The sequence below is a fragment of the Pseudomonas protegens CHA0 genome, assembly GCF_000397205.1.
Lineage (GTDB): Bacteria > Pseudomonadota > Gammaproteobacteria > Pseudomonadales > Pseudomonadaceae > Aquipseudomonas > Aquipseudomonas protegens.
This window is the reverse complement of sequence record NC_021237.1, coordinates 488,493-507,178: the sequence shown is the minus strand read 5'-3', so window position 1 is coordinate 507,178 and position 18,686 is coordinate 488,493. Positions and strand designations below refer to the sequence as shown.

Annotated in this window: 21 protein-coding genes; 18 read left to right on the top strand and 3 right to left on the bottom strand. The window is 62.7% G+C overall.

What is annotated here, in order from left to right:
- Window positions 1-118 precede the first annotated feature (118 nt).
- The 9 genes from argS to PFLCHA0_RS02190 all read left to right on the top strand — a co-directional run bounded on the left by argS (window position 119) and on the right by PFLCHA0_RS02190 (window position 10,565).
- On the top strand, window positions 119-1,855 hold the full coding sequence (gene argS, locus PFLCHA0_RS02230; RefSeq protein ID WP_011058813.1) for an arginine--tRNA ligase: 1,737 nt from the start codon (window positions 119-121) through the stop codon (window positions 1,853-1,855).
- Between the two features lies 1 nt (window position 1,856).
- The gene (locus PFLCHA0_RS02225) at window positions 1,857-2,564 is read left to right on the top strand and encodes an SPOR domain-containing protein (RefSeq protein WP_011058812.1); all 708 of its coding nucleotides are present in this window, start codon (window positions 1,857-1,859) and stop codon (window positions 2,562-2,564) included.
- A gap of 199 nt (window positions 2,565-2,763) precedes the next feature.
- Window positions 2,764-3,294 carry an ATP-dependent protease subunit HslV gene (hslV, locus tag PFLCHA0_RS02220; protein ID WP_003186641.1) on the top strand — a complete coding sequence of 177 codons (531 nt, stop codon included), beginning with the start codon at window positions 2,764-2,766 and terminating at the stop codon, window positions 3,292-3,294.
- Between the two features lie 57 nt (window positions 3,295-3,351).
- Window positions 3,352-4,692, top strand: coding sequence for an ATP-dependent protease ATPase subunit HslU (gene hslU, locus PFLCHA0_RS02215; protein WP_011058811.1), 1,341 nt, complete (start codon window positions 3,352-3,354; stop codon window positions 4,690-4,692).
- Window positions 4,693-4,783: 91 nt separating this feature from the next.
- On the top strand, window positions 4,784-5,161 hold the full coding sequence (locus tag PFLCHA0_RS02210) for a gamma-butyrobetaine hydroxylase family protein (protein ID WP_011058810.1): 378 nt from the start codon (window positions 4,784-4,786) through the stop codon (window positions 5,159-5,161).
- A 256-nt stretch (window positions 5,162-5,417) separates the two neighbouring features.
- Window positions 5,418-7,097, top strand: coding sequence for a class II poly(R)-hydroxyalkanoic acid synthase (gene phaC / locus PFLCHA0_RS02205; RefSeq protein ID WP_015633859.1), 1,680 nt, complete (start codon window positions 5,418-5,420; stop codon window positions 7,095-7,097).
- Between the two features lie 130 nt (window positions 7,098-7,227).
- Complete coding sequence (gene phaZ, locus PFLCHA0_RS02200) at window positions 7,228-8,088, top strand: poly(3-hydroxyalkanoate) depolymerase (RefSeq protein WP_011058808.1); 861 nt, start codon at window positions 7,228-7,230, stop codon at window positions 8,086-8,088.
- A gap of 108 nt (window positions 8,089-8,196) precedes the next feature.
- Window positions 8,197-9,879, top strand: a complete 1,683-nt coding sequence (gene phaC / locus PFLCHA0_RS02195; protein ID WP_011058807.1) for a class II poly(R)-hydroxyalkanoic acid synthase — start codon at window positions 8,197-8,199, stop codon at window positions 9,877-9,879.
- A gap of 65 nt (window positions 9,880-9,944) precedes the next feature.
- Window positions 9,945-10,565, top strand: coding sequence for a TetR/AcrR family transcriptional regulator (locus PFLCHA0_RS02190; RefSeq protein ID WP_011058806.1), 621 nt, complete (start codon window positions 9,945-9,947; stop codon window positions 10,563-10,565).
- Window positions 10,566-10,625: 60 nt separating this feature from the next.
- Here the strand turns inward: PFLCHA0_RS02190 and PFLCHA0_RS02185 are convergent, their stop codons facing one another.
- From PFLCHA0_RS02185 to PFLCHA0_RS02175, 3 genes are all read right to left on the bottom strand, one after another.
- Entirely contained in the window at window positions 10,626-11,498 is an 873-nt protein-coding gene (locus tag PFLCHA0_RS02185) for a phasin family protein (protein WP_011058805.1), read from the bottom strand.
- 10 nt (window positions 11,499-11,508) lie between these two features.
- Complete coding sequence (locus PFLCHA0_RS02180) at window positions 11,509-11,931, bottom strand: phasin family protein (RefSeq protein ID WP_011058804.1); 423 nt, start codon at window positions 11,929-11,931, stop codon at window positions 11,509-11,511.
- 123 nt (window positions 11,932-12,054) lie between these two features.
- Window positions 12,055-12,330, bottom strand: coding sequence for a polyhydroxyalkanoic acid system family protein (locus tag PFLCHA0_RS02175; protein WP_011058803.1), 276 nt, complete (start codon window positions 12,328-12,330; stop codon window positions 12,055-12,057).
- Between the two features lie 155 nt (window positions 12,331-12,485).
- On the opposite strand from PFLCHA0_RS02175, the gene ubiE reads away from it, so the two are divergent.
- The 9 genes from ubiE (at window position 12,486) to PFLCHA0_RS02130 (ending at window position 18,558) form a co-directional block, all read left to right on the top strand.
- The gene (gene ubiE / locus PFLCHA0_RS02170; protein WP_011058802.1) at window positions 12,486-13,256 is read left to right on the top strand and encodes a bifunctional demethylmenaquinone methyltransferase/2-methoxy-6-polyprenyl-1,4-benzoquinol methylase UbiE; all 771 of its coding nucleotides are present in this window, start codon (window positions 12,486-12,488) and stop codon (window positions 13,254-13,256) included.
- Window positions 13,256-13,879 (top strand): ubiquinone biosynthesis accessory factor UbiJ, encoded by a 624-nt coding sequence (locus PFLCHA0_RS02165; RefSeq protein ID WP_015633857.1) that lies wholly within the window; start codon window positions 13,256-13,258, stop codon window positions 13,877-13,879. The genes ubiE and PFLCHA0_RS02165 overlap by 1 nt, the downstream gene beginning before the upstream one ends.
- Window positions 13,876-15,480 carry a ubiquinone biosynthesis regulatory protein kinase UbiB gene (ubiB, locus tag PFLCHA0_RS02160; RefSeq protein ID WP_011058800.1) on the top strand — a complete coding sequence of 535 codons (1,605 nt, stop codon included), beginning with the start codon at window positions 13,876-13,878 and terminating at the stop codon, window positions 15,478-15,480. The genes PFLCHA0_RS02165 and ubiB overlap by 4 nt, the downstream gene beginning before the upstream one ends.
- A gap of 80 nt (window positions 15,481-15,560) precedes the next feature.
- On the top strand, window positions 15,561-15,953 hold the full coding sequence (gene hisI, locus PFLCHA0_RS02155; protein WP_011058799.1) for a phosphoribosyl-AMP cyclohydrolase: 393 nt from the start codon (window positions 15,561-15,563) through the stop codon (window positions 15,951-15,953).
- A gap of 1 nt (window position 15,954) precedes the next feature.
- The gene (locus tag PFLCHA0_RS02150) at window positions 15,955-16,287 is read left to right on the top strand and encodes a phosphoribosyl-ATP diphosphatase (RefSeq protein WP_015633856.1); all 333 of its coding nucleotides are present in this window, start codon (window positions 15,955-15,957) and stop codon (window positions 16,285-16,287) included.
- A 25-nt stretch (window positions 16,288-16,312) separates the two neighbouring features.
- Window positions 16,313-16,594, top strand: coding sequence for a twin-arginine translocase TatA/TatE family subunit (locus PFLCHA0_RS02145; protein ID WP_011058797.1), 282 nt, complete (start codon window positions 16,313-16,315; stop codon window positions 16,592-16,594).
- 10 nt (window positions 16,595-16,604) lie between these two features.
- Window positions 16,605-17,063, top strand: coding sequence for a Sec-independent protein translocase protein TatB (gene tatB, locus PFLCHA0_RS02140; RefSeq protein ID WP_011058796.1), 459 nt, complete (start codon window positions 16,605-16,607; stop codon window positions 17,061-17,063).
- Window positions 17,060-17,854, top strand: coding sequence for a twin-arginine translocase subunit TatC (gene tatC, locus PFLCHA0_RS02135; RefSeq protein WP_011058795.1), 795 nt, complete (start codon window positions 17,060-17,062; stop codon window positions 17,852-17,854). Before tatB ends, tatC begins: the two co-directional genes overlap by 4 nt.
- A complete protein-coding gene (locus tag PFLCHA0_RS02130; protein ID WP_011058794.1) occupies window positions 17,851-18,558 on the top strand; it encodes a 16S rRNA (uracil(1498)-N(3))-methyltransferase in 708 nt (235 codons plus the stop codon). The genes tatC and PFLCHA0_RS02130 overlap by 4 nt, the downstream gene beginning before the upstream one ends.
- Window positions 18,559-18,686 lie beyond the last annotated feature (128 nt).

Below are 18,686 nucleotides of genomic sequence, written 5' to 3'. Positions count from 1 at the left end.
GCCATCGATCCCCAAGCAGTCCTCTATAGTTGGCAAGCCCGTTCCAGCAACGGATAATGCCCAGTTTTTCCACCTGCGCACCGAAGCGCCGCCGCACCAGCGGTCGAAAGAGAAGACCATGAAAGACACCATTCGCCAGCTCATCCAGCAAGCCATCACCCAACTCGTCACCGAAGGTGTGTTGCCAGAAGGCCTGACGCCGGCGATCCAGGTCGAAAACACCCGCGACAAGACCCACGGCGACTTCGCCAGCAACATCGCCATGATGCTGGCCAAGCCGGCCGGCATGAAGCCACGCGACCTGGCGGAGAAAATCATCGCCGCCCTGCCGGCCCATGAAGACCTGAGCAAGGCGGAAATCGCCGGCCCCGGCTTCATCAACTTCTTCCAGAACACCCAGGCCCTGGCCGCGCGCCTGGACGCTGCTCTTGGCGACGACCACCTGGGCGTACGCAAGGCCGGCCCGGCGCAGCGCACCGTGATCGACATGTCGGCGCCCAACCTGGCCAAGGAAATGCACGTTGGCCACCTGCGCTCCACCATCATTGGCGACGGCGTGGCCCGGGTCCTGGAGTTCCTCGGCGACACCGTGATTCGCCAGAACCACGTGGGCGACTGGGGCACCCAGTTCGGAATGCTGATGGCCTACCTGGAAGAAAACCCCATCACCAGTGACGAGCTGTCGGACCTGGAGAACTTCTACCGCGCCGCCAAGCAGCGCTTCGACGAGTCCGAAGCCTTCGCCGACCGCGCCCGCGGCCTGGTGGTCAAGCTGCAGGCCGGCGACCCGGACTGCCTGGAGCTGTGGACCAAGTTCAAGGACATCTCCCTGTCCCACTGCCAGAAGATCTACGAGCTGCTCAACGTCAAGCTGACCATGGCCGACGTGATGGGCGAGAGCGCCTACAACGACGACCTGATCAACGTGGTCAACGACCTCAAGGCCCAGGGCCTGCTGGTGGAGAGCAACGGCGCCCAGTGCGTGTTCCTCGACGAGTTCAAGAACGCCGAAGGCGAGCCGCTGCCGGTGATCATCGTCAAGGCTGACGGCGGCTACCTGTACGCCACCACCGACCTGGCGGCCGTGCGCTACCGCAGCGGCAAGCTCAAGGCCGATCGCGCCCTGTACTTCGTCGACCAGCGCCAGGCCCTGCACTTCCAGCAAGTGTTCGCCGTGGCCCGCAAGGCCGGTTTCGTGACCCATCCGATGGAAATGGAGCACATGGGCTTCGGCACCATGAACGGCGCCGACGGCCGTCCGTTCAAGACCCGCGACGGCGGCACCGTGAAGCTCATCGACCTGCTGACCGAAGCCGAAGAACGTGCCTACGCCCTGGTGAAGGAAAAGAACCCGCAACTGCCGGAAGCCGACCTGCGCAGCATCGCCAAGGTGGTGGGCATCGACTCGGTGAAGTACGCCGACCTGTCCAAGCACCGCACCAGCGACTACAGCTTCAACTTCGACCTGATGCTCAACTTCGAAGGCAACACCGCGCCGTACCTGCTGTACGCCTACACCCGCGCCGCCGGTGTGTTCCGCAAGCTGGGCAAGGACTTCAGCGAAGTCGGCGGGCAGATCGAACTGCACGCGGCCCAGGAACTGGAGCTGGCGGCCAAGCTGGCGCAGTTCGGCGAGATTCTCAACAACGTCGCCGAGAAGGGCACGCCACACATCCTCTGCACCTACCTGTACGACGTGGCCGGGCTGTTCTCCAGCTTCTATGAAAACTGCCCGATCCTGGCAGCCGAGACGCCGACCCAGATGCACAGCCGTCTGCGCCTCACCGAGCTGACCCGGCGCACCCTCAAGCAAGGTCTGGAACTGCTGGGCCTCAAAGTCCTGGAGCAAATGTAAGTTGGCTGCCAAGAAAAAACCTGCACCCAAGCGTGGCGCCAGCCGTTACCAGGCCCCGGCCAAGAAGCCGATTCCGGGCTGGTTGTGGCTGGCCATCGGCCTGACCATCGGTGCCTTCATCGTGTTCCTGATGAAGCTCGAGCCCGGCAAGGGCGGTGACAGCGTCAAGCGCGAGAAGATCGAACAGCAGAAAGCCACCAAGATCGCCGAGGCCAACAAGACCCCGCCGAGCCCCCAGCAACCGGTGAAGCCGAAATACGACTTCTACACCCTGCTGCCGGAATCGGAGGTCATCGTGCCGCCGGAAGCGGTGCCGGAAAAAACCCTGCCGACGCCACAGGTGCCACCTGTGCCCACCACCCCGGTAACCCCGGCGGAAGCGGCCAAGATCGACACCGCCCGTGCCCAGGCAGCCCTGGCCGGGATCACCCCGCCACCAGCGCCACCCGTGGCCAAGGCGGCGCCGGTGACCAAGTTCTTCCTCCAGGCCGGTTCGTTCCGCAAGGAAGCCGATGCCGACAAGGTCCGGGCGCAGATCATCCTGCTGGGCCAGTCGGTCTCGGTGGAATCCGGCACGGTGAAGGATGAAACCTGGTACCGGGTATTGGTAGGCCCGTTCAGCAACCGCGAACAGCTGACCGTGGCGCAGAAACAACTGGCCGGCGCCGGCTTCAGCAACCTGCTGTTACAACAGCGCCAGAGCCGCTAAGCCGACCGCTACGCGATTGATCGCGGGCAAGCCCACTCCTACATGGCCCCCCGTAGGAGCGGGCCTGCCCGCGAAGCGCTTGCAGCATGCAACAATGACCGCCGGTCCCTCGCTGCAGCCTCCGGTTGAAAAACGCCCGACCACCCCCATATGAGTTTCCATCAGGGCACTTTCGCCCCGCTGTGTGGAGACTCCCCCCTTGACCACCATCGTTTCAGTCCGCCGCCACGGCAAAGTCGTCATGGGCGGCGACGGCCAGGTTTCTCTCGGCAACACCGTGATGAAAGGCAACGCGAAAAAAGTCCGCCGCCTCTATCACGGCCAGGTCATCGCCGGCTTTGCCGGGGCCACCGCCGACGCCTTCACCCTGTTCGAGCGCTTTGAAGGCCAACTGGAGAAACACCAGGGCCATCTGGTCCGTGCCGCCGTAGAGCTGGCCAAGGAATGGCGCACCGATCGCTCCCTGAGCCGCCTGGAAGCCATGCTGGCCGTGGCCAACAAGGATGCGTCCTTGATCATCACCGGCAATGGCGACGTGGTTGAACCCGAGGACGGGCTGATCGCCATGGGTTCCGGTGGCGCCTACGCCCAGGCCGCTGCCAGCGCCCTGCTGAAAAAGACCGACCTGTCGGCCCGTGAAATCGTCGAGACCGCACTCGGCATCGCCGGCGACATCTGTGTATTCACCAACCACACTCAAACCATCGAGGAGCAGGATCTCGCGGAATAAGCCTGTTGCGGCGCTTGCGCCACGGCATTCATTCTTGCTTGAGGACCGCCAACTACTATGTCCATGACACCCCGCGAAATCGTCCACGAACTCAACCGCCATATCATCGGCCAGGACGATGCCAAGCGCGCCGTCGCTATCGCCCTGCGCAACCGCTGGCGCCGCATGCAACTGCCGGCCGAGCTGCGCGTTGAAGTGACCCCCAAGAACATCCTGATGATTGGCCCGACCGGCGTCGGCAAGACCGAGATCGCCCGCCGCCTGGCCAAGCTGGCCAATGCGCCCTTCATCAAGGTCGAGGCCACCAAGTTCACCGAAGTCGGCTATGTGGGCCGCGACGTTGAATCCATCATCCGCGACCTGGCCGACGCGGCGATCAAGATGTTCCGCGAACAGGAAATGATCCGGGTTCGCCATCGCGCCGAAGACGCCGCCGAAGAACGCATCCTCGATGCCCTGCTGCCCCAGGCACGCACCGGTTTCAACAGCGACGACGCGGCTCCGGCCCAGGACTCCAATACCCGCCAGCTGTTCCGCAAGCGGCTGCGCGAAGGCCAGCTGGATGACAAGGAAATCGAGATCGAAGTGGCGGAAGCTGCAGGCGTCGACATTTCCGCGCCACCGGGCATGGAAGAAATGACCAACCAGCTGCAGAGCCTGTTCGCCAACATGGGCAAGGGCAAGCGCAAGAACCGCAAGCTCAAGGTCAAGGAAGCGCTGAAACTGGTACGCGACGAAGAAGCCAGCCGCCTGGTCAACGACGAAGAACTCAAGGCCAAGGCCCTGGAAGCCGTCGAGCAGCACGGCATCGTGTTCATCGACGAGATCGACAAGGTGGCCAAGCGCGGCAACGCCGGCGGTGTGGACGTCTCCCGCGAGGGCGTGCAGCGTGACCTGCTGCCGCTGATCGAAGGCTGCACCGTCAACACCAAGCTGGGCATGGTCAAGACCGACCACATCCTGTTCATCGCCTCCGGTGCCTTCCACCTGAGCAAGCCCAGCGACCTGGTACCGGAGCTGCAAGGCCGTCTGCCGATCCGCGTGGAACTCAAGGCGCTGTCGCCGCAAGACTTCGAGCGCATCCTCAGCGAGCCGCACGCTTCGCTGACCGAGCAATATCGCGAGCTGCTGAAGACCGAAGGCCTGAACATCGAGTTCCTGCCCGAAGGCATCAAGCGCCTGGCGGAAATCGCCTGGCAGGTCAACGAGAAGACCGAGAACATCGGTGCCCGTCGCCTGCATACCCTGCTCGAGCGCCTGCTGGAAGAGGTGTCGTTCAGTGCCGGTGACCTGGCCAGCGCCCACAGCGAAGAGCCGATCCGCATCGACGCCGCCTACGTCAACAGCCACCTGGGCGAATTGGCGCAGAACGAAGACCTTTCCCGTTATATCCTGTAAACCTTCGCCACCCATGCAGGGACTGGCTTGCCAGCGATAGGGCCTCCCCCGATCGCCGGCAAGCCGGCTCCTGCCGGAAGGACTACAGGTCATGAGCAAACTTCCCACCGGTATCAACCTGCACAAAGCCTCGAAAACCCTGACCCTGACTTACGGGCCGGACGAGGTCTATCACCTGCCTGCAGAACTCCTGCGGGTGCATTCTCCCTCCGCCGAGGTCCAGGGCCACGGCAAACCCATCCTGCAATTCGGCAAGCTCGGCGTCGGCCTGACCAAGGTTGAACCGGCGGGCCAGTACGCACTGAAATTGACCTTCGACGACGGTCATGACAGCGGATTGTTCACCTGGGACTACCTCTACCAACTGGCGCTGCGCCAGGACGAGCTGTGGAACGACTATCTGGCGGAGCTCAAGGCTGCCGGAAAATCCCGCGATCCGAACGAGTCCATCGTCAAGCTGATGCTCTAGCTCAAGGCTCCGATGGTTTAGAGGGCATTTTCTAATTTCATCTGTTTGAATGCTTGGCTGTATGGCCAATGAATGGCCTGCTTGCGGAAAAAATTAAACTCGGGTAACCAATGGAGCTGGCAAGTTCCCTGCAGAGCTTTCGGAACAAAAAGCAGCGGTGCGCAATCAACGGTCACCCGAGCAGTAGTACCTGGCATCGTGCTGTGTGACTGCACAGCAGGTCCGGTACTCGTCTCAGGACAATGGAGCGTCGTAGATGAGTAACAAGAATAACGATGACCTGAAACGCCAAGCCTCGGAAAACACCCTGGGGCTCAATCCGGTCATTGGCTTGCGTAGAAAGGACCTGCTTACTTCCGCTCGAATGGTGCTTGCCCAGGCCATCAAACAACCCATCCACAGCGTCAAGCACGTCGCCCATTTCGGCATCGAACTTAAGAACGTGATGTTCGGCAAATCCACCCTGCAGCCGGAGAGCGACGACCGTCGCTTCAACGACCCCGCGTGGAGCCAGAACCCGTTGTACAAACGCTACCTGCAAACCTACCTGGCGTGGCGCAAGGAGCTCCACGACTGGATCGACGACAGCAGCCTGTCCGAGCAGGACATCAGCCGCGGCCACTTCGTGATCAACCTGATGACCGAAGCCATGGCCCCGACCAACAGCGCGGCCAACCCCGCAGCGGTAAAGCGCTTCTTCGAAACCGGCGGCAAGAGCCTGCTGGACGGCCTGTCCCATCTGGCCAAGGACCTGGTGCACAACGGCGGCATGCCCAGCCAGGTCAACATGGACGCCTTCGAAGTGGGCAAGAACCTGGGCACCAGTGAAGGCGCGGTGGTGTTTCGCAATGACGTGCTGGAGCTGATCCAGTACCGGCCGATCACCGAGCAGGTGCATGAGCGCCCGCTGCTGGTGGTGCCACCGCAGATCAACAAGTTCTATGTCTTCGACCTCAGCCCGGACAAGAGCCTGGCGCGCTTCTGCCTGCGCAACAACGTGCAGACCTTTATCGTCAGCTGGCGCAACCCCACCAAGGCCCAGCGCGAATGGGGCCTGTCCACCTACATCGAAGCCCTGAAAGAAGCGGTCGACGTAGTGACCGCGATCACCGGCAGCAAGGACGTGAACATGCTCGGTGCCTGCTCCGGCGGCATCACCTGCACCGCGCTGCTGGGCCACTACGCGGCGCTGGGGCAGAAGAAGGTCAACGCCCTGACCCTGCTGGTCAGCGTACTCGACACCACCCTGGACACCCAGGTAGCGCTGTTCGTCGACGAGCAGACCCTGGAAGCGGCCAAGCGCCACTCCTATCAGGCCGGAGTCCTGGAAGGCCGCGACATGGCCAAGGTGTTCGCCTGGATGCGCCCCAACGACCTGATCTGGAACTACTGGGTCAACAACTACCTGCTGGGCAACGAGCCGCCGGTGTTCGACATCCTGTTCTGGAACAACGACACCACCCGCCTGCCCGCCGCCTTCCACGGCGACCTGATCGAAATGTTCAAGAACAACCCGCTGGTGCGCGCCAATGCACTGGAAGTGTGCGGCACGCCGATCGACCTCAAGCAGGTGACCGCCGATATCTTCTCCCTGGCCGGCACCAACGACCACATCACCCCGTGGAAGTCCTGCTACAAGTCGGCGCAGCTGTTTGGCGGCAACGTCGAGTTCGTGCTCTCCAGCAGCGGCCATATCCAGAGCATCCTCAACCCGCCTGGCAACCCCAAGGCGCGCTACATGACCAGCACCGACATTCCGGCCTGCCCCGACCAGTGGCAGGAAAACTCGATCAAGCACACCGATTCCTGGTGGCTGCATTGGCAGGCCTGGCAGGCGGAACGCTCAGGTGACCTGAAGCCGGCGCCCACCAGCCTGGGTAACAAGAAGTTCGCAGCCGCCGAGGCGGCGCCCGGGACCTACGTCCACGAGCGCTGAGCCCCGGCCATCGACACGGCGGCGCCAGGAGGCTCCGCCAAGCCCTATTCTTGACAAGAGGCTCGGCCTCAGGAAAACCGCAGGACGCCCGGGATGGCGGCTGCGACGGTTTAATTCACAGGGCTACGGCATGCCACACTCATTCATATTCCGCACCGTCGACCTGGATGGCCAGACCATCCGCACCGCGGTACGCCCAGGCAAGCCGCACTTGACGCCGCTGCTGATCTTCAACGGCATCGGCGCCAACCTGGAGCTGGTGTTTCCCTTTGTCCAGGCCCTGGATCCGGACCTTGAGGTGATCGCCTTCGATGTCCCCGGTGTCGGCGGCTCCTCCACGCCGAGCCGGCCCTACCGCTTTCCCGGGCTGGCCAAGCTGACCGCGCGGATGCTCGACTACCTGGACTACGGCCAGGTCAATGCAGTGGGTGTGTCCTGGGGCGGCGCGCTGGCCCAGCAGTTCGCCTACGACTACCCCGAGCGCTGCAAGAAGCTGGTGCTGGCCGCCACCGCGGCCGGGGCGTTCATGGTCCCGGGCAAACCCAAGGTGCTGTGGATGATGGCCAGCCCACGGCGCTACGTGCAGCCCTCCCATGTGATGCGCATCGCGCCGCTGATCTATGGCGGCTCCTTCCGCCGCGACCCGAGCCTGGCAGCGGAACACGCAGCCAAGGTGCGCTCGGCCGGCAAGCTCGGCTATTACTGGCAGCTGTTCGCGGGCCTGGGCTGGACCAGCATTCACTGGCTGCACAAGATCCATCAGCCGACCCTGGTGCTGGCCGGCGATGACGACCCGCTGATTCCCCTGATCAACATGCGCATGCTGGCCTGGCGCATACCCAATGCCCAGTTGCACATCATCGATGATGGCCACCTGTTCCTGATCACCCGGGCCGAGGCCGTCGCCCCGATCATCATGAAGTTCCTCCAGGAAGAACGCCAAAGGGCGGTGATGCACCCGCATCCCGAACCTGTGCGCCCTACCAAGTAAAAGATACCTGTCGACAGGATCGTCGCGCGCAAGAAGGGCCAGGACCGACTATGTTGTCTGTCTTGGATTGGTCTGCTTGTTAGTGGTTTGACGAAGGAGTGTTGACTCATGCAAGACAAACCTGCGACGGGCTCATTGCCGTCACCCGCCGCGTATATCAATGCGCAGAGCGCGATCACCGGCCTGCGCGGCCGGGACCTGTTCTCCACCTTGCGCAGCCTGGCGGCCCACAGCCTGCGCAATCCGTTGCACAGTGCCCGGCATACCCTGGCCCTGGGCGGCCAGCTGGGGCGTGTGCTGCTGGGGGAAACCCTGCACAAGACCAACCCCAAGGACAACCGCTTCGCCGACCCGGCCTGGAGCCTCAACCCCTTCTACCGGCGCGGCCTGCAAGCCTACCTGAGCTGGCAGAAGCAGGTGCGCCACTGGATCGACGACAGCGGCATGAGCGAAGACGACCGGGCCCGGGCACACTTTGCCTTTTCCCTGCTCAATGATGCCGTTGCGCCTTCCAATACCCTGCTCAACCCCCTGGCCCTCAAGGAGATCTTCAACACCGGGGGCAACAGCGTGGTGCGGGGCATCGGCAACCTGCTGGATGACCTGCTGCACAACAACGGGTTGCCCAGCCAGGTAACCAAGCACGCTTTCGAGGTGGGCAAGAACCTGGCGGTCACCCCGGGCTCAGTGGTGTTTCGCAATGAATTGCTGGAGCTGATCCAGTACAGCCCCATGAGCGAAAAACAGTACGCCAAGCCGCTGCTGATCGTGCCGCCACAAATCAACAAGTACTACATTTTCGACCTGAGCCCGACCAACAGCTTCGTCCAGTACGCGCTGAAAAACGGCCTGCAGGTGTTCATGGTCAGCTGGCGCAACCCGGATGTGCGGCACCGCGAGTGGGGCCTGTCGACCTACGTCGAGGCGGCCGAAGAAGCGCTGAACGTCACCCGGGCGATTACCGGCAGTCGCGAAGTCAACCTGGTGGGAGCCTGTGCCGGAGGGCTGACCATCGCCGCCCTGCAAGGCCATCTGCAGGCCAAGCGCCAGCTGCGCCGGGTATCCAGCGCGACCTACATGGTGAGCCTGCTGGACAGCCAGATGGACAGCCCGGCAACGCTGTTCGCCGACGAGAAGACCCTCGAAGCGGCCAAGCGTCGCTCCTATCAGCAAGGGGTACTGGACGGTCGCGACATGGCCAAGGTGTTCGCCTGGATGCGCCCCAACGACCTGATCTGGAACTACTGGGTCAACAACTACCTGCTGGGCAAGGAGCCGCCGGTCTTCGACATTCTCTACTGGAACAACGACAGCACCCGGTTGCCGGCCGCGCTGCACGGCGATCTGCTGGACTTCTTCAAGCACAACCCCCTGAGCCATGTCGGCGGGCTGGAAGTCTGCGGCACGCCGATCGACTTGCAGAAGGTCACGGTGGACAGCTTCAGCGTGGCCGGGATCAACGACCACATCACGCCCTGGGACGCGGTCTACCGCTCGACCCTGCTGCTGGGCGGCGAACGGCGCTTCGTGCTGTCCAACAGCGGCCACGTGCAGAGCATCCTCAACCCGCCGAGCAATCCCAAGGCCAATTACGTGGAGAACCGCAAGCTCAGCAGCGACCCGCGGGCCTGGTACTACGATGCCGAGCATGTGGACGGCAGCTGGTGGAGCCAGTGGCTGACCTGGGTCCAGGAGCGTTCGGGGGCGCAGCGGGAAACCCTCACCACCCTGGGCAACCAGAACTATCCGCCGATGGAGGCTGCGCCCGGCACCTACGTGCGCGTGCGCTGAAGACACTTTGCACCACGGTTCCACGCCGGAGCCGTGCCCCTTCAATGGACCGACAAGAAGTCAGGATGAAGACCCGCGACCGGATACTCGAATGTGCCCTGCAACTGTTCAATCAAAAGGGCGAGCCCAATGTCTCCACCATGGAGGTGGCCAATGAAATGGGGATCAGCCCCGGCAACCTCTACTACCACTTCCATGGCAAGGAGCCGCTGGTGCTCGGCCTGTTCGAGCGCTTTCAGAACGAACTGACGCCATTGCTGGACCCACCGTCCGACGTCCAGCTGGCGGCGGAAGACTACTGGCTGTTCCTGCACCTGATCGTCGAGCGCCTGGCCCACTACCGCTTTCTATTTCAGGACCTGTCCAACCTGGCCGGGCGCCTGCCAAAACTGGCCAAGGGCATTCGCAACCTGCTCAATGCCTTGAAACGCACCCTGGCCTCGTTGCTGGCCCGGCTCAAGGCTCAGGGGCAACTGGTCAGCGGCACCCAGGCCCTGGGGCAGCTGGTGGAACAGATCACCATGACCCTGCTGTTCTCTCTGGATTACCAGCGGATTCTCGATCGCGAAGGCGAAGTTCGGCTGGTGGTCTACCAGATCATGATGCTGGTGGCGCCACACCTGCTGCCGCCGGCAAAGATGGCCACCGAACAGATGGCGCTGCGCTACCTGGATGAGCAGGGCTAGAACGCCTCAATAAAAAACGCCCGGCCTTCCCAGGCCGGGCGTTTTTTATTCCTGATGCGATCAGGACTGGCTGCTTGGCGTCGCTGGAGCTGGCGCGGCAGTCGGGGTTGCAGCCGGGCTCGGGGCTGCGGCGGAGTTCGCCGAGCTGGCCGGAGCCGGGGCTGCAGGCTTGGCCGCAACAGCGGGCTTGGCTGCTGGTTTGGCCGCTGGCTTGGCAGCCACAGGCTTCTTGGCCACAGGCTTTTTCGCCACTGCAGGCTTGGCGGCCGGTTTGGCCGCTGGCTTGGCCGCTGCGGTTTTCGCCGCGGGCTTGGCTGCTGGCTTGGCAGCGGGCTTGGCCGCTACAGGCTTGGCAGCCGGTTTGGCCGCTGGTTTGGCGGCTGCGGTTTTCGCGGCCGGCTTGGCTGCGGGTTTAGCGGCGGCCTTGGCGACAGGCTTAGCGGCAGGCTTGGCCAGAGGCTTGGCTGCGGGTTTTGCAGCAGGCTTGGCAGCTGCAGTTTTGGCTGCAACCGGCGCAACCTTGGCACCTGTGAGTTTTTCAATCTGCTTGGTCAGGGTATCGACCTTGTCGTGCAGGGCCTTGACTTCGTTGCGGCTAGGCACGCCCAGACGCGAGATGGCGCTGTTCAAGCGCTTGTCGAAAGCGCCTTCCAGTTCATCCCACTTACCCAGGGCGCGATCCTTGACGTCGCTGATACGCGACTTGGCCGAAGTTGCGGAATCTTTGGCCGCATCAACTTTCTTGCCGACTACGCTCTTAGTCAGTTTCTCGGCTTTCTCACCATCTTTGACCAATGTCTCGAAAAGCTTGCTGCCGTCAGAGTCGATTTTCGAGTACACGCCTAAACCAGCAAGCCAAATTTTACGGGAGTACTCTTCGACTTTCCCGATCCACGAGCTGCCTTCTTTTTCAGTATTCTTTTTACCAGCCATCCCGTTCTCCTTAATGTTTACGCGCGACACGTTCGAGCAACGCCGTCAGCTCATCGAGCTTAGCAGAGAGTGTCTCAACGTCATGTTTAGACGGAATGCCGATACGATTCAAGGCACTGGCGACGCGCGTGTCAAAAGCCTTCTCGACCTTGTCCAGCTGCACTTCGACTTTGCCTTTGAGAGTGCTGACATCCCCTTTAACGCCATCTATCTGACTGTTGGCTGCTTCAAGTTGTTCAGTGACAACTTTTTTGCCTTTCTTTTCAACGGATTGACCAGCCTTGATCAACTCCTGGAAGTACTCGCTGCCTTCCTGACCGACTTTGGCGTAGGCCCCCAGGCCTGCCAGCCAGATCTTGCGGGCATAGGATTTGACTTCACTCAGAGCAGTCGATTGGGCATCAACTTTTTTCTTCAGAATTACTTTGGCCATGGTGCACCTCACGCGCAGAAGGTTTGAGGAACTGCCCTCGGAAGGAGGACCTGAGGCACAACCTAGAGAGAAAAATTAGAATCGGCACCCTAACGACTGTCATGAATTCATGTAGGAGCCGGTTCAGACCAGGGCCTTGTCCAGAGCCTTTTCGATTTCCGACTTGATGGTGCCGCTCATGGCCGACATCAACATCCCCAGTTCCACGTCGATGCGGATCGACTCTTCACCCACATGCACCGCGCCTTTGACGCCCGAGCGCTTGAGGTTCAGGGTATCGCCTGCCCACTGCGGCTCCAGGCCATATTGATCGGCGAGTTTCTGCGCCAGTTTGTCGGCCTTTTCACGGGCTGCCTGCTTGCCCAGGCCATGGGCACGTTCAACACTAATACGGGCCATTGAAGGTCTCCTGCTGTTTCGGGACTTGCCTGAAGCATCTTGACCCTGCGTGCGTCAAAACGTCCCGGCGGATCGCTATCTTACATTCAGCCTTGCCAAGACAAAGACCGCCACCGGCATTAGAATGTCCCGCATTCTCTTTTGGTGACAGCGATATGACTGATCAGCGCAAAGGCAGCGATGCCGAACCCACCACTCACTTCGGCTTCAAGAATGTTCCTGAAAGCCAGAAAGCGGAAAAAGTCGCTGAGGTGTTCCACTCGGTAGCGGCCAAGTACGACTTGATGAACGACGTGCTGTCCGGTGGCATGCACCGCCTGTGGAAACGCTTCACGATCGAGCTGTCCGGCGTGCGCGCCGGCAATCGCGTACTGGACATCGCCGGCGGCACGGGTGACTTGACCAAGCGTTTCTCCCACCTGGTGGGCCCGACCGGCCAAGTGGTACTGGCCGACATCAACGAATCCATGCTCAAGGTCGGTCGTGACCGCCTTCTGGACCTGGGTGTGGCCGGCAACGTCGAGTTCGTCCAGGCCGATGCGGAAAAACTGCCGTTCCCGGACAACCATTTCGACTGCGTGACCATTGCCTTCGGCCTGCGCAACGTGACCCACAAGGAAGACGCCCTGCGCTCCATGCTGCGGGTGCTCAAGCCCGGTGGTCGCCTGCTGGTGCTGGAGTTCTCCAAGCCCACCAACGCGCTGATGTCCAAGGTCTACGACGCCTACTCGTTCGCCTTCATGCCCCTGGCCGGTAAGCTGATCACCAACGACTCGGAAAGCTACCGCTACCTGGCCGAATCGATCCGCATGCACCCCAACCAGGAAACCCTGAAGTCGATGATGGTCGAGGCCGGCTTCGACCGCGTGACCTATCACAACATGACCGCAGGCATCGTCGCCCTGCACCGCGGCATCAAGCCCTGATGTTGCTCAGCGGCCTGCTCGCCAGCGTCGAGACCGGCATCAATCGGGTGCTGCGTCTGGACAGCACGGCGCTGCCGCGCCTGCAGCACCTCAATGGCAAGGTGATCGCCGTGGAATGCCGCAACCCGGCGCTGCAGCTGTTCATCCTGCCCAGCGATGAAGGCCTGATGCTCGCCAGCCAGTGGGCCGCGGACCCGGACTGCACCCTGCGCGCACCGGCCTCGAGCCTGCTGCGCCTGGCCCTGAGCAAGGACAAGACCGCGGTCCTGCACGGCCCCGAAGTGGAGCTGGAAGGCGATAGCGGCGTGCTGCTGGACCTGGCAGCAACCCTTCAGGACCTGGAGCTGGACTGGGAATACGAACTCTCGCGCTGGCTGGGCCCCGTGGCCACCCAGCTGTTCAGTGGCCATGTGCGCAGCCGCGCCCGCTGGTATCAGCAAGGATTTGCCAGCCTCAACCAGAACCTCGCCGAATTCCTCGCCGAAGAATCGCGGACCCTGGTGGGTCAGCGTGAAGCCGAAGCGCGCTTTCGCGAGCTGGATCAGGCCAAACTCGACCTGGAACGTCTCGAGGCGCGCTTGGAGCGCCTTTCCCGATCCCTTGACCCAAGCGATAACGCATGAAGCTGCTTGCCGTCCGCCGTCTGTTGCGCATCCAGCGCGTCGTGATCCGCTACCGCCTCGATGACCTGCTGTTCGACCTGCCCCTGCCCTGGTTCCTCCTGGCCCTGCGCTTCGCCCTGCCCTGGCGCTGGTTCCCGCGCAAGCCGCTGGACCTGAGCCGCGGTGCACGCCTGCGCCTGGCGTTGCAGGACCTGGGGCCGATCTTCATCAAGTTCGGGCAGATCCTCTCGACCCGCCGCGACCTGCTGCCGGAAGACATTGCCGACGAGCTGATGCTGCTGCAGGACCGGGTGCCGCCGTTCGACTCGCAAAAGTCCGTGGCCCTGATCGAAGCGCAGCTGGGCAAGAAGATCAGCGACGTGTTCAGCCGCTTCGACATCGAGCCCCTGGCGTCGGCGTCGGTGGCCCAGGTGCACGCCGCCAAGCTCAAGACCGGCGAAGAAGTGGTGGTCAAGGTGATCCGCCCCGGGCTCAAGCCGATCATCGCCCAGGACCTGGCGTGGCTGTTCATCCTCGCCCGGGCCGCGGAAAAGCTCTCAGCCGACGCGCGCCTGCTGCACCCGGTGGACGTGGTCAGCGACTACGAGAAAACCATCTACGACGAGCTCGACCTGCTGCGCGAGGCGGCCAACGCCAGCCAGCTCAAGCGCAACTTCGAAGGCTCGCCGCTGCTCTATGTACCCCAGGTCTACTGGGACTGGTGCCGGCCCAAAGTGCTGGTGATGGAGCGCATCTACGGCATTCAGGTCACCGACCTGGCCACCCTGGCCGACCAGCGTACCGACATGAAGATGCTCGCCGAGCGTGGCGTGGAGATCTTCTTCACCCAGGTGTTCCGCGACAGCTTCTTCCACGCCGACATGCACCCGGGCAACATCTTCGTCAGCACCGTGCAGCCCTGGAGCCCGCAGTACATCGCCATCGACTGCGGCATCGTCGGCAGCCTGACCCCGGAAGACCAGGACTACCTGGCCCGCAACCTGTTTGCCTTCTTCAAGCGCGACTACCGCCGCGTGGCCCAGTTGCACATTGATTCCGGCTGGGTCCCGGCGGAAACCAAGCTCAACGAATTCGAGGCGGCGATCCGCACCGTGTGCGAGCCGATCTTCGAAAAACCGCTGAAGGACATTTCCTTCGGCCAGGTGCTGATGCGCCTGTTCCAGACCGCTCGGCGCTTCAACATGGAAGTGCAGCCGCAACTGGTGCTGCTGCAGAAGACCCTGCTCAACATCGAGGGCCTGGGCCGCCAGCTGTACCCGGACCTGGACCTGTGGAACACCGCGCAACCCTTCCTCGAACGCTGGATGCGCGAACGGGTCAGCCCCAAGGCCGTGCTCGGCAACATCCACAGCCAGATCGAACAGTTGCCGCACCTGGCCAACATGACCCGCGACCTGCTGGAGCGCATGTCCCAGCCCCATGCCGCCGATCCGCCGGCGCCCTGGCACAAGCGCAAGGACGACTGGTTCCTGCGCCTGCTGGGCACTGCCCACCTGGGCGGTGGCGCGGTCCTGGCCGCCGGCGGTCCATTGCATGAGCTGGGGCACTGGCCTGCTGGCATCATGATTGCGGTCGGTTTGTATCTGATCGTTCGCCGATAGCCAGTGGCGCGACCTGCTGGCAAACTGTCGAAATCGCCGAGGCGTCACCAGCGGGTAGAGCCCGGTTGTCGGAGTCGAAAATGAAAGATTGGCTGGACCAGATCAAATGGGATGCGGACGGCCTGGTGCCGGCCATCGCCCAGGATCACAAGACCGGGCGCGTGCTGATGATGGCCTGGATGAACCGCGAGGCCCTGAGCCTGACTGCCGCCGAGAACCGCGCCATCTATTGGTCACGTTCCCGTGGCAAGCTATGGCGCAAGGGCGAAGAGTCCGGGCACGTACAGAAGCTTCATGAAATGCGCCTGGACTGCGACGCTGACGTGATCATCCTGATGGTCGAGCAGATCGGCGACATTGCCTGTCACACCGGCCGCCACAGCTGTTTCTACCGCGTCTACGAAGACGGCGAGTGGAAAACCGTCGAACCGGTCCTCAAGGACCCGCACGCGATTTATTCTGCAGGACACTGACATGAGCGATACCCTCACCCGTCTGGCCCAAGTGCTGGAAGAGCGTAAAGACGCCGCAGCCGACAGCTCCTATGTGGCCAGCCTGTATCACAAGGGCCTGAACAAGATTCTGGAAAAAGTCGGCGAAGAGTCGGTCGAAACCATCATCGCCGCCAAGGACGCCGCCATCAGCGGTGACTGCAGCGATGTGATCTATGAAACCGCAGACCTGTGGTTCCATACCCTGGTCATGCTGGCGCAGCTGGGGCAGCACCCCCAGGCTGTGCTCGACGAGCTGGATCGCCGCTTCGGTCTGTCCGGACACACCGAGAAAGCCTCGCGTCCGTCCGCCTGAACAACTTTCTAAGAGGAAACGCAGCATGGGCATTTTTGACTGGAAACACTGGATCGTCATCCTGGTGGTCGTGGTACTGGTATTCGGCACCAAGAAGCTCAAGAACCTGGGCACCGACGTCGGCGAATCGATCAAGGGCTTTCGCAAGGCCATGAATGACGACGAAAAGCCTGCCGAACCCGTGGTCCCGCCAGCGGCGCAGCCTGTGCCACCGGTTCAGCCGCAGCAGAGCGCGCCGTTGAACCAGCCGCACACCATCGATGTGCAGGCGCAGAAAGTCGAAGAGCCGACCCGCAAAGACTCGTGAGCACTGACTAATGTTTGGTATCAGCTTCTCTGAACTGCTGCTGGTGGGCCTGGTGGCCCTGCTGGTGCTCGGCCCCGAGCGCCTGCCCGGCGCTGCGCGCACCGCCGGCCTGTGGGTCGGGCGCCTCAAGCGCAGCTTCAACGCGATAAAACAGGAAGTTGAACGTGAAATCGGTGCCGACGAAATCCGCCGGCAACTGCACAACGAGCACATTCTGTCCCTGGAGCAGGAAGCGCGGAAAATCCTCGCCCCGACCCAGCAGCAACCGACTCCGGTAGAGCCTGTGGCCGAGCAGACGATTCACGCGCCAGGCGCCGCTACGGTCGCCGAAGCGCCGCCAGCCAGCGAAGTGCCCGCGCCTCTGCCATCAACACCAGCACCGGCACCGACCGCAGAGCCCGCAGCCCCAGTGGCAACACCCGCCACCACGGCCCCCCACGACTCCACCTTGCCGCCGCGAGCACCATGAGCGATATCCCAGAGAACGACCAACACATGCCGCTGGTGTCGCACCTCACCGAGCTGCGCACCCGCCTGCTGCGCTGCGTAGCGGCGATCTTCATCATCTTCGCCGGGCTGTTCGCCTTCACCCAGCAGATCTACACCATCGTCTCCACGCCGCTGCGCCAGTACCTGCCGGTCGGCGCGACGATGATCGCCACCGACGTCGCCTCGCCGTTCCTGACGCCGCTGAAGCTGACCATGATGGTCTCGCTGTTCCTGGCGATCCCGGTGATCCTGCACCAGATCTGGGGCTTTATCGCACCCGGCCTGTACAAGCATGAAAAGCGCATTGCCGTGCCCTTGCTGGTGTCGAGCATCCTGCTGTTCTACATCGGCATGGCGTTCGCCTACTTCCTGGTGTTCCCGCTGATCTTCAAGTTCTTCGCCGCCGCCACCCCGGCCGGCGTGGAGATGATGACCGATATCACCAGCTACCTCGATTTCGTCATGACCCTGTTCTTCGCCTTCGGCGTGGCCTTCGAGATCCCGGTGGCCGTGGTCCTGCTGGTGTGGATAGGCGTGGTCAACGTGGCGTACCTGCGCAAGATCCGCCCTTACGTGATCATCGGCTGCTTCGTGGTGGGCATGATCCTCACCCCGCCGGACATTTTCTCCCAGACCCTGCTGGCCGTGCCCATGTGGCTGCTGTTCGAGATCGGCGTGCTGTTCGGCGGGCTGATCAGCAAACGTGGCGAGCACCCGGACGATGAACCGGCCGACGACCACAACGACCAGCCGCCAGCGACCCAAGCGTGAACCTGCTGCTTCTGGAAGAGGCCGATTTCATTGCGGCCGACCGGGTAGTGCTGCGCGACCGACGCCTGACCCACATGCAGGACGTGCATCGGGTGGCGGTCGGCGACAGCCTGCGGGTCGGGCGCATTGGCGGCTTGATGGGCAGTGCCCAGGTACTGCGCCTGGAGCCTGCTGAAGCCGAACTGCAAGTGACCCTCGATCAGCCGCCACCGGCCAAGCTGCCATTGACCCTGGTGCTGGCCCTGCCGCGCCCGAAAATGCTTCGCCGGGTGTTCCAGACCATAGCGACCATGGGCGTGCCGCGGCTGGTGCTGGTGAACAGCTACCGGGTAGAAAAGAGCTTCTGGCAGACCCCGTTCCTGGAACCCGAAACGATTCGCGAACACCTGGTGCTCGGCCTGGAACAGGCCCGTGACACCGTGCTGCCCGACGTCCTGATCGAAAAACGCTTCAAGCCCTTCGTCGAAGACCGCCTGCCGGCCCTCAGCGCTGGCACCCTGGGGCTGGTGGGCCACCCTGGCCCATATCCGCCCTGCCCTCGCGGGCTGGACCAGGCCGTCACCCTGGCCATTGGCCCGGAGGGCGGCTGGATTCCCTACGAGATCGATCTTCTGGGCAAGGCCGGCCTGCAACCGGTGCAACTGGGCGAACGCATCCTGCGGGTCGAAACCGCGGTCACCGCCCTGCTTTCGCGCCTGTTCTGAGCCCCCATGTGCGTGCTGGCCAAGTGGCCAGCCGGACCTCACGGTCGTAATGGCAACTAGCCAGTCAAGCTACAGAATCCCCCACTCCCGCCGATAGCCTATGGTTAAGCGCACATTGCTAAAAGGGA

Bases quoted from the DNA above. Each gene is read 5' to 3' on its own strand.
- argS (WP_011058813.1), top strand. From the start codon at position 119: ATGAAAGACACCATTCGCCAGCTCATCCAGCAAGCCATCACCCAACTC.
- hslU (WP_011058811.1), top strand. From the start codon at position 3,352: ATGTCCATGACACCCCGCGAAATCGTCCACGAACTCAACCGCCATATC.
- PFLCHA0_RS02210 (WP_011058810.1), top strand. From the start codon at position 4,784: ATGAGCAAACTTCCCACCGGTATCAACCTGCACAAAGCCTCGAAAACC.
- phaC (WP_015633859.1), top strand. From the start codon at position 5,418: ATGAGTAACAAGAATAACGATGACCTGAAACGCCAAGCCTCGGAAAAC.
- phaZ (WP_011058808.1), top strand. From the start codon at position 7,228: ATGCCACACTCATTCATATTCCGCACCGTCGACCTGGATGGCCAGACC.
- phaC (WP_011058807.1), top strand. From the start codon at position 8,197: ATGCAAGACAAACCTGCGACGGGCTCATTGCCGTCACCCGCCGCGTAT.
- PFLCHA0_RS02190 (WP_011058806.1), top strand. From the start codon at position 9,945: ATGAAGACCCGCGACCGGATACTCGAATGTGCCCTGCAACTGTTCAAT.
- PFLCHA0_RS02185 (WP_011058805.1), bottom strand. From the start codon at position 11,498: ATGGCTGGTAAAAAGAATACTGAAAAAGAAGGCAGCTCGTGGATCGGG.
- PFLCHA0_RS02180 (WP_011058804.1), bottom strand. From the start codon at position 11,931: ATGGCCAAAGTAATTCTGAAGAAAAAAGTTGATGCCCAATCGACTGCT.
- PFLCHA0_RS02175 (WP_011058803.1), bottom strand. From the start codon at position 12,330: ATGGCCCGTATTAGTGTTGAACGTGCCCATGGCCTGGGCAAGCAGGCA.
- ubiE (WP_011058802.1), top strand. From the start codon at position 12,486: ATGACTGATCAGCGCAAAGGCAGCGATGCCGAACCCACCACTCACTTC.
- PFLCHA0_RS02165 (WP_015633857.1), top strand. From the start codon at position 13,256: ATGTTGCTCAGCGGCCTGCTCGCCAGCGTCGAGACCGGCATCAATCGG.
- ubiB (WP_011058800.1), top strand. From the start codon at position 13,876: ATGAAGCTGCTTGCCGTCCGCCGTCTGTTGCGCATCCAGCGCGTCGTG.
- hisI (WP_011058799.1), top strand. From the start codon at position 15,561: ATGAAAGATTGGCTGGACCAGATCAAATGGGATGCGGACGGCCTGGTG.
- PFLCHA0_RS02150 (WP_015633856.1), top strand. From the start codon at position 15,955: ATGAGCGATACCCTCACCCGTCTGGCCCAAGTGCTGGAAGAGCGTAAA.
- PFLCHA0_RS02145 (WP_011058797.1), top strand. From the start codon at position 16,313: ATGGGCATTTTTGACTGGAAACACTGGATCGTCATCCTGGTGGTCGTG.
- tatB (WP_011058796.1), top strand. From the start codon at position 16,605: ATGTTTGGTATCAGCTTCTCTGAACTGCTGCTGGTGGGCCTGGTGGCC.
- tatC (WP_011058795.1), top strand. From the start codon at position 17,060: ATGAGCGATATCCCAGAGAACGACCAACACATGCCGCTGGTGTCGCAC.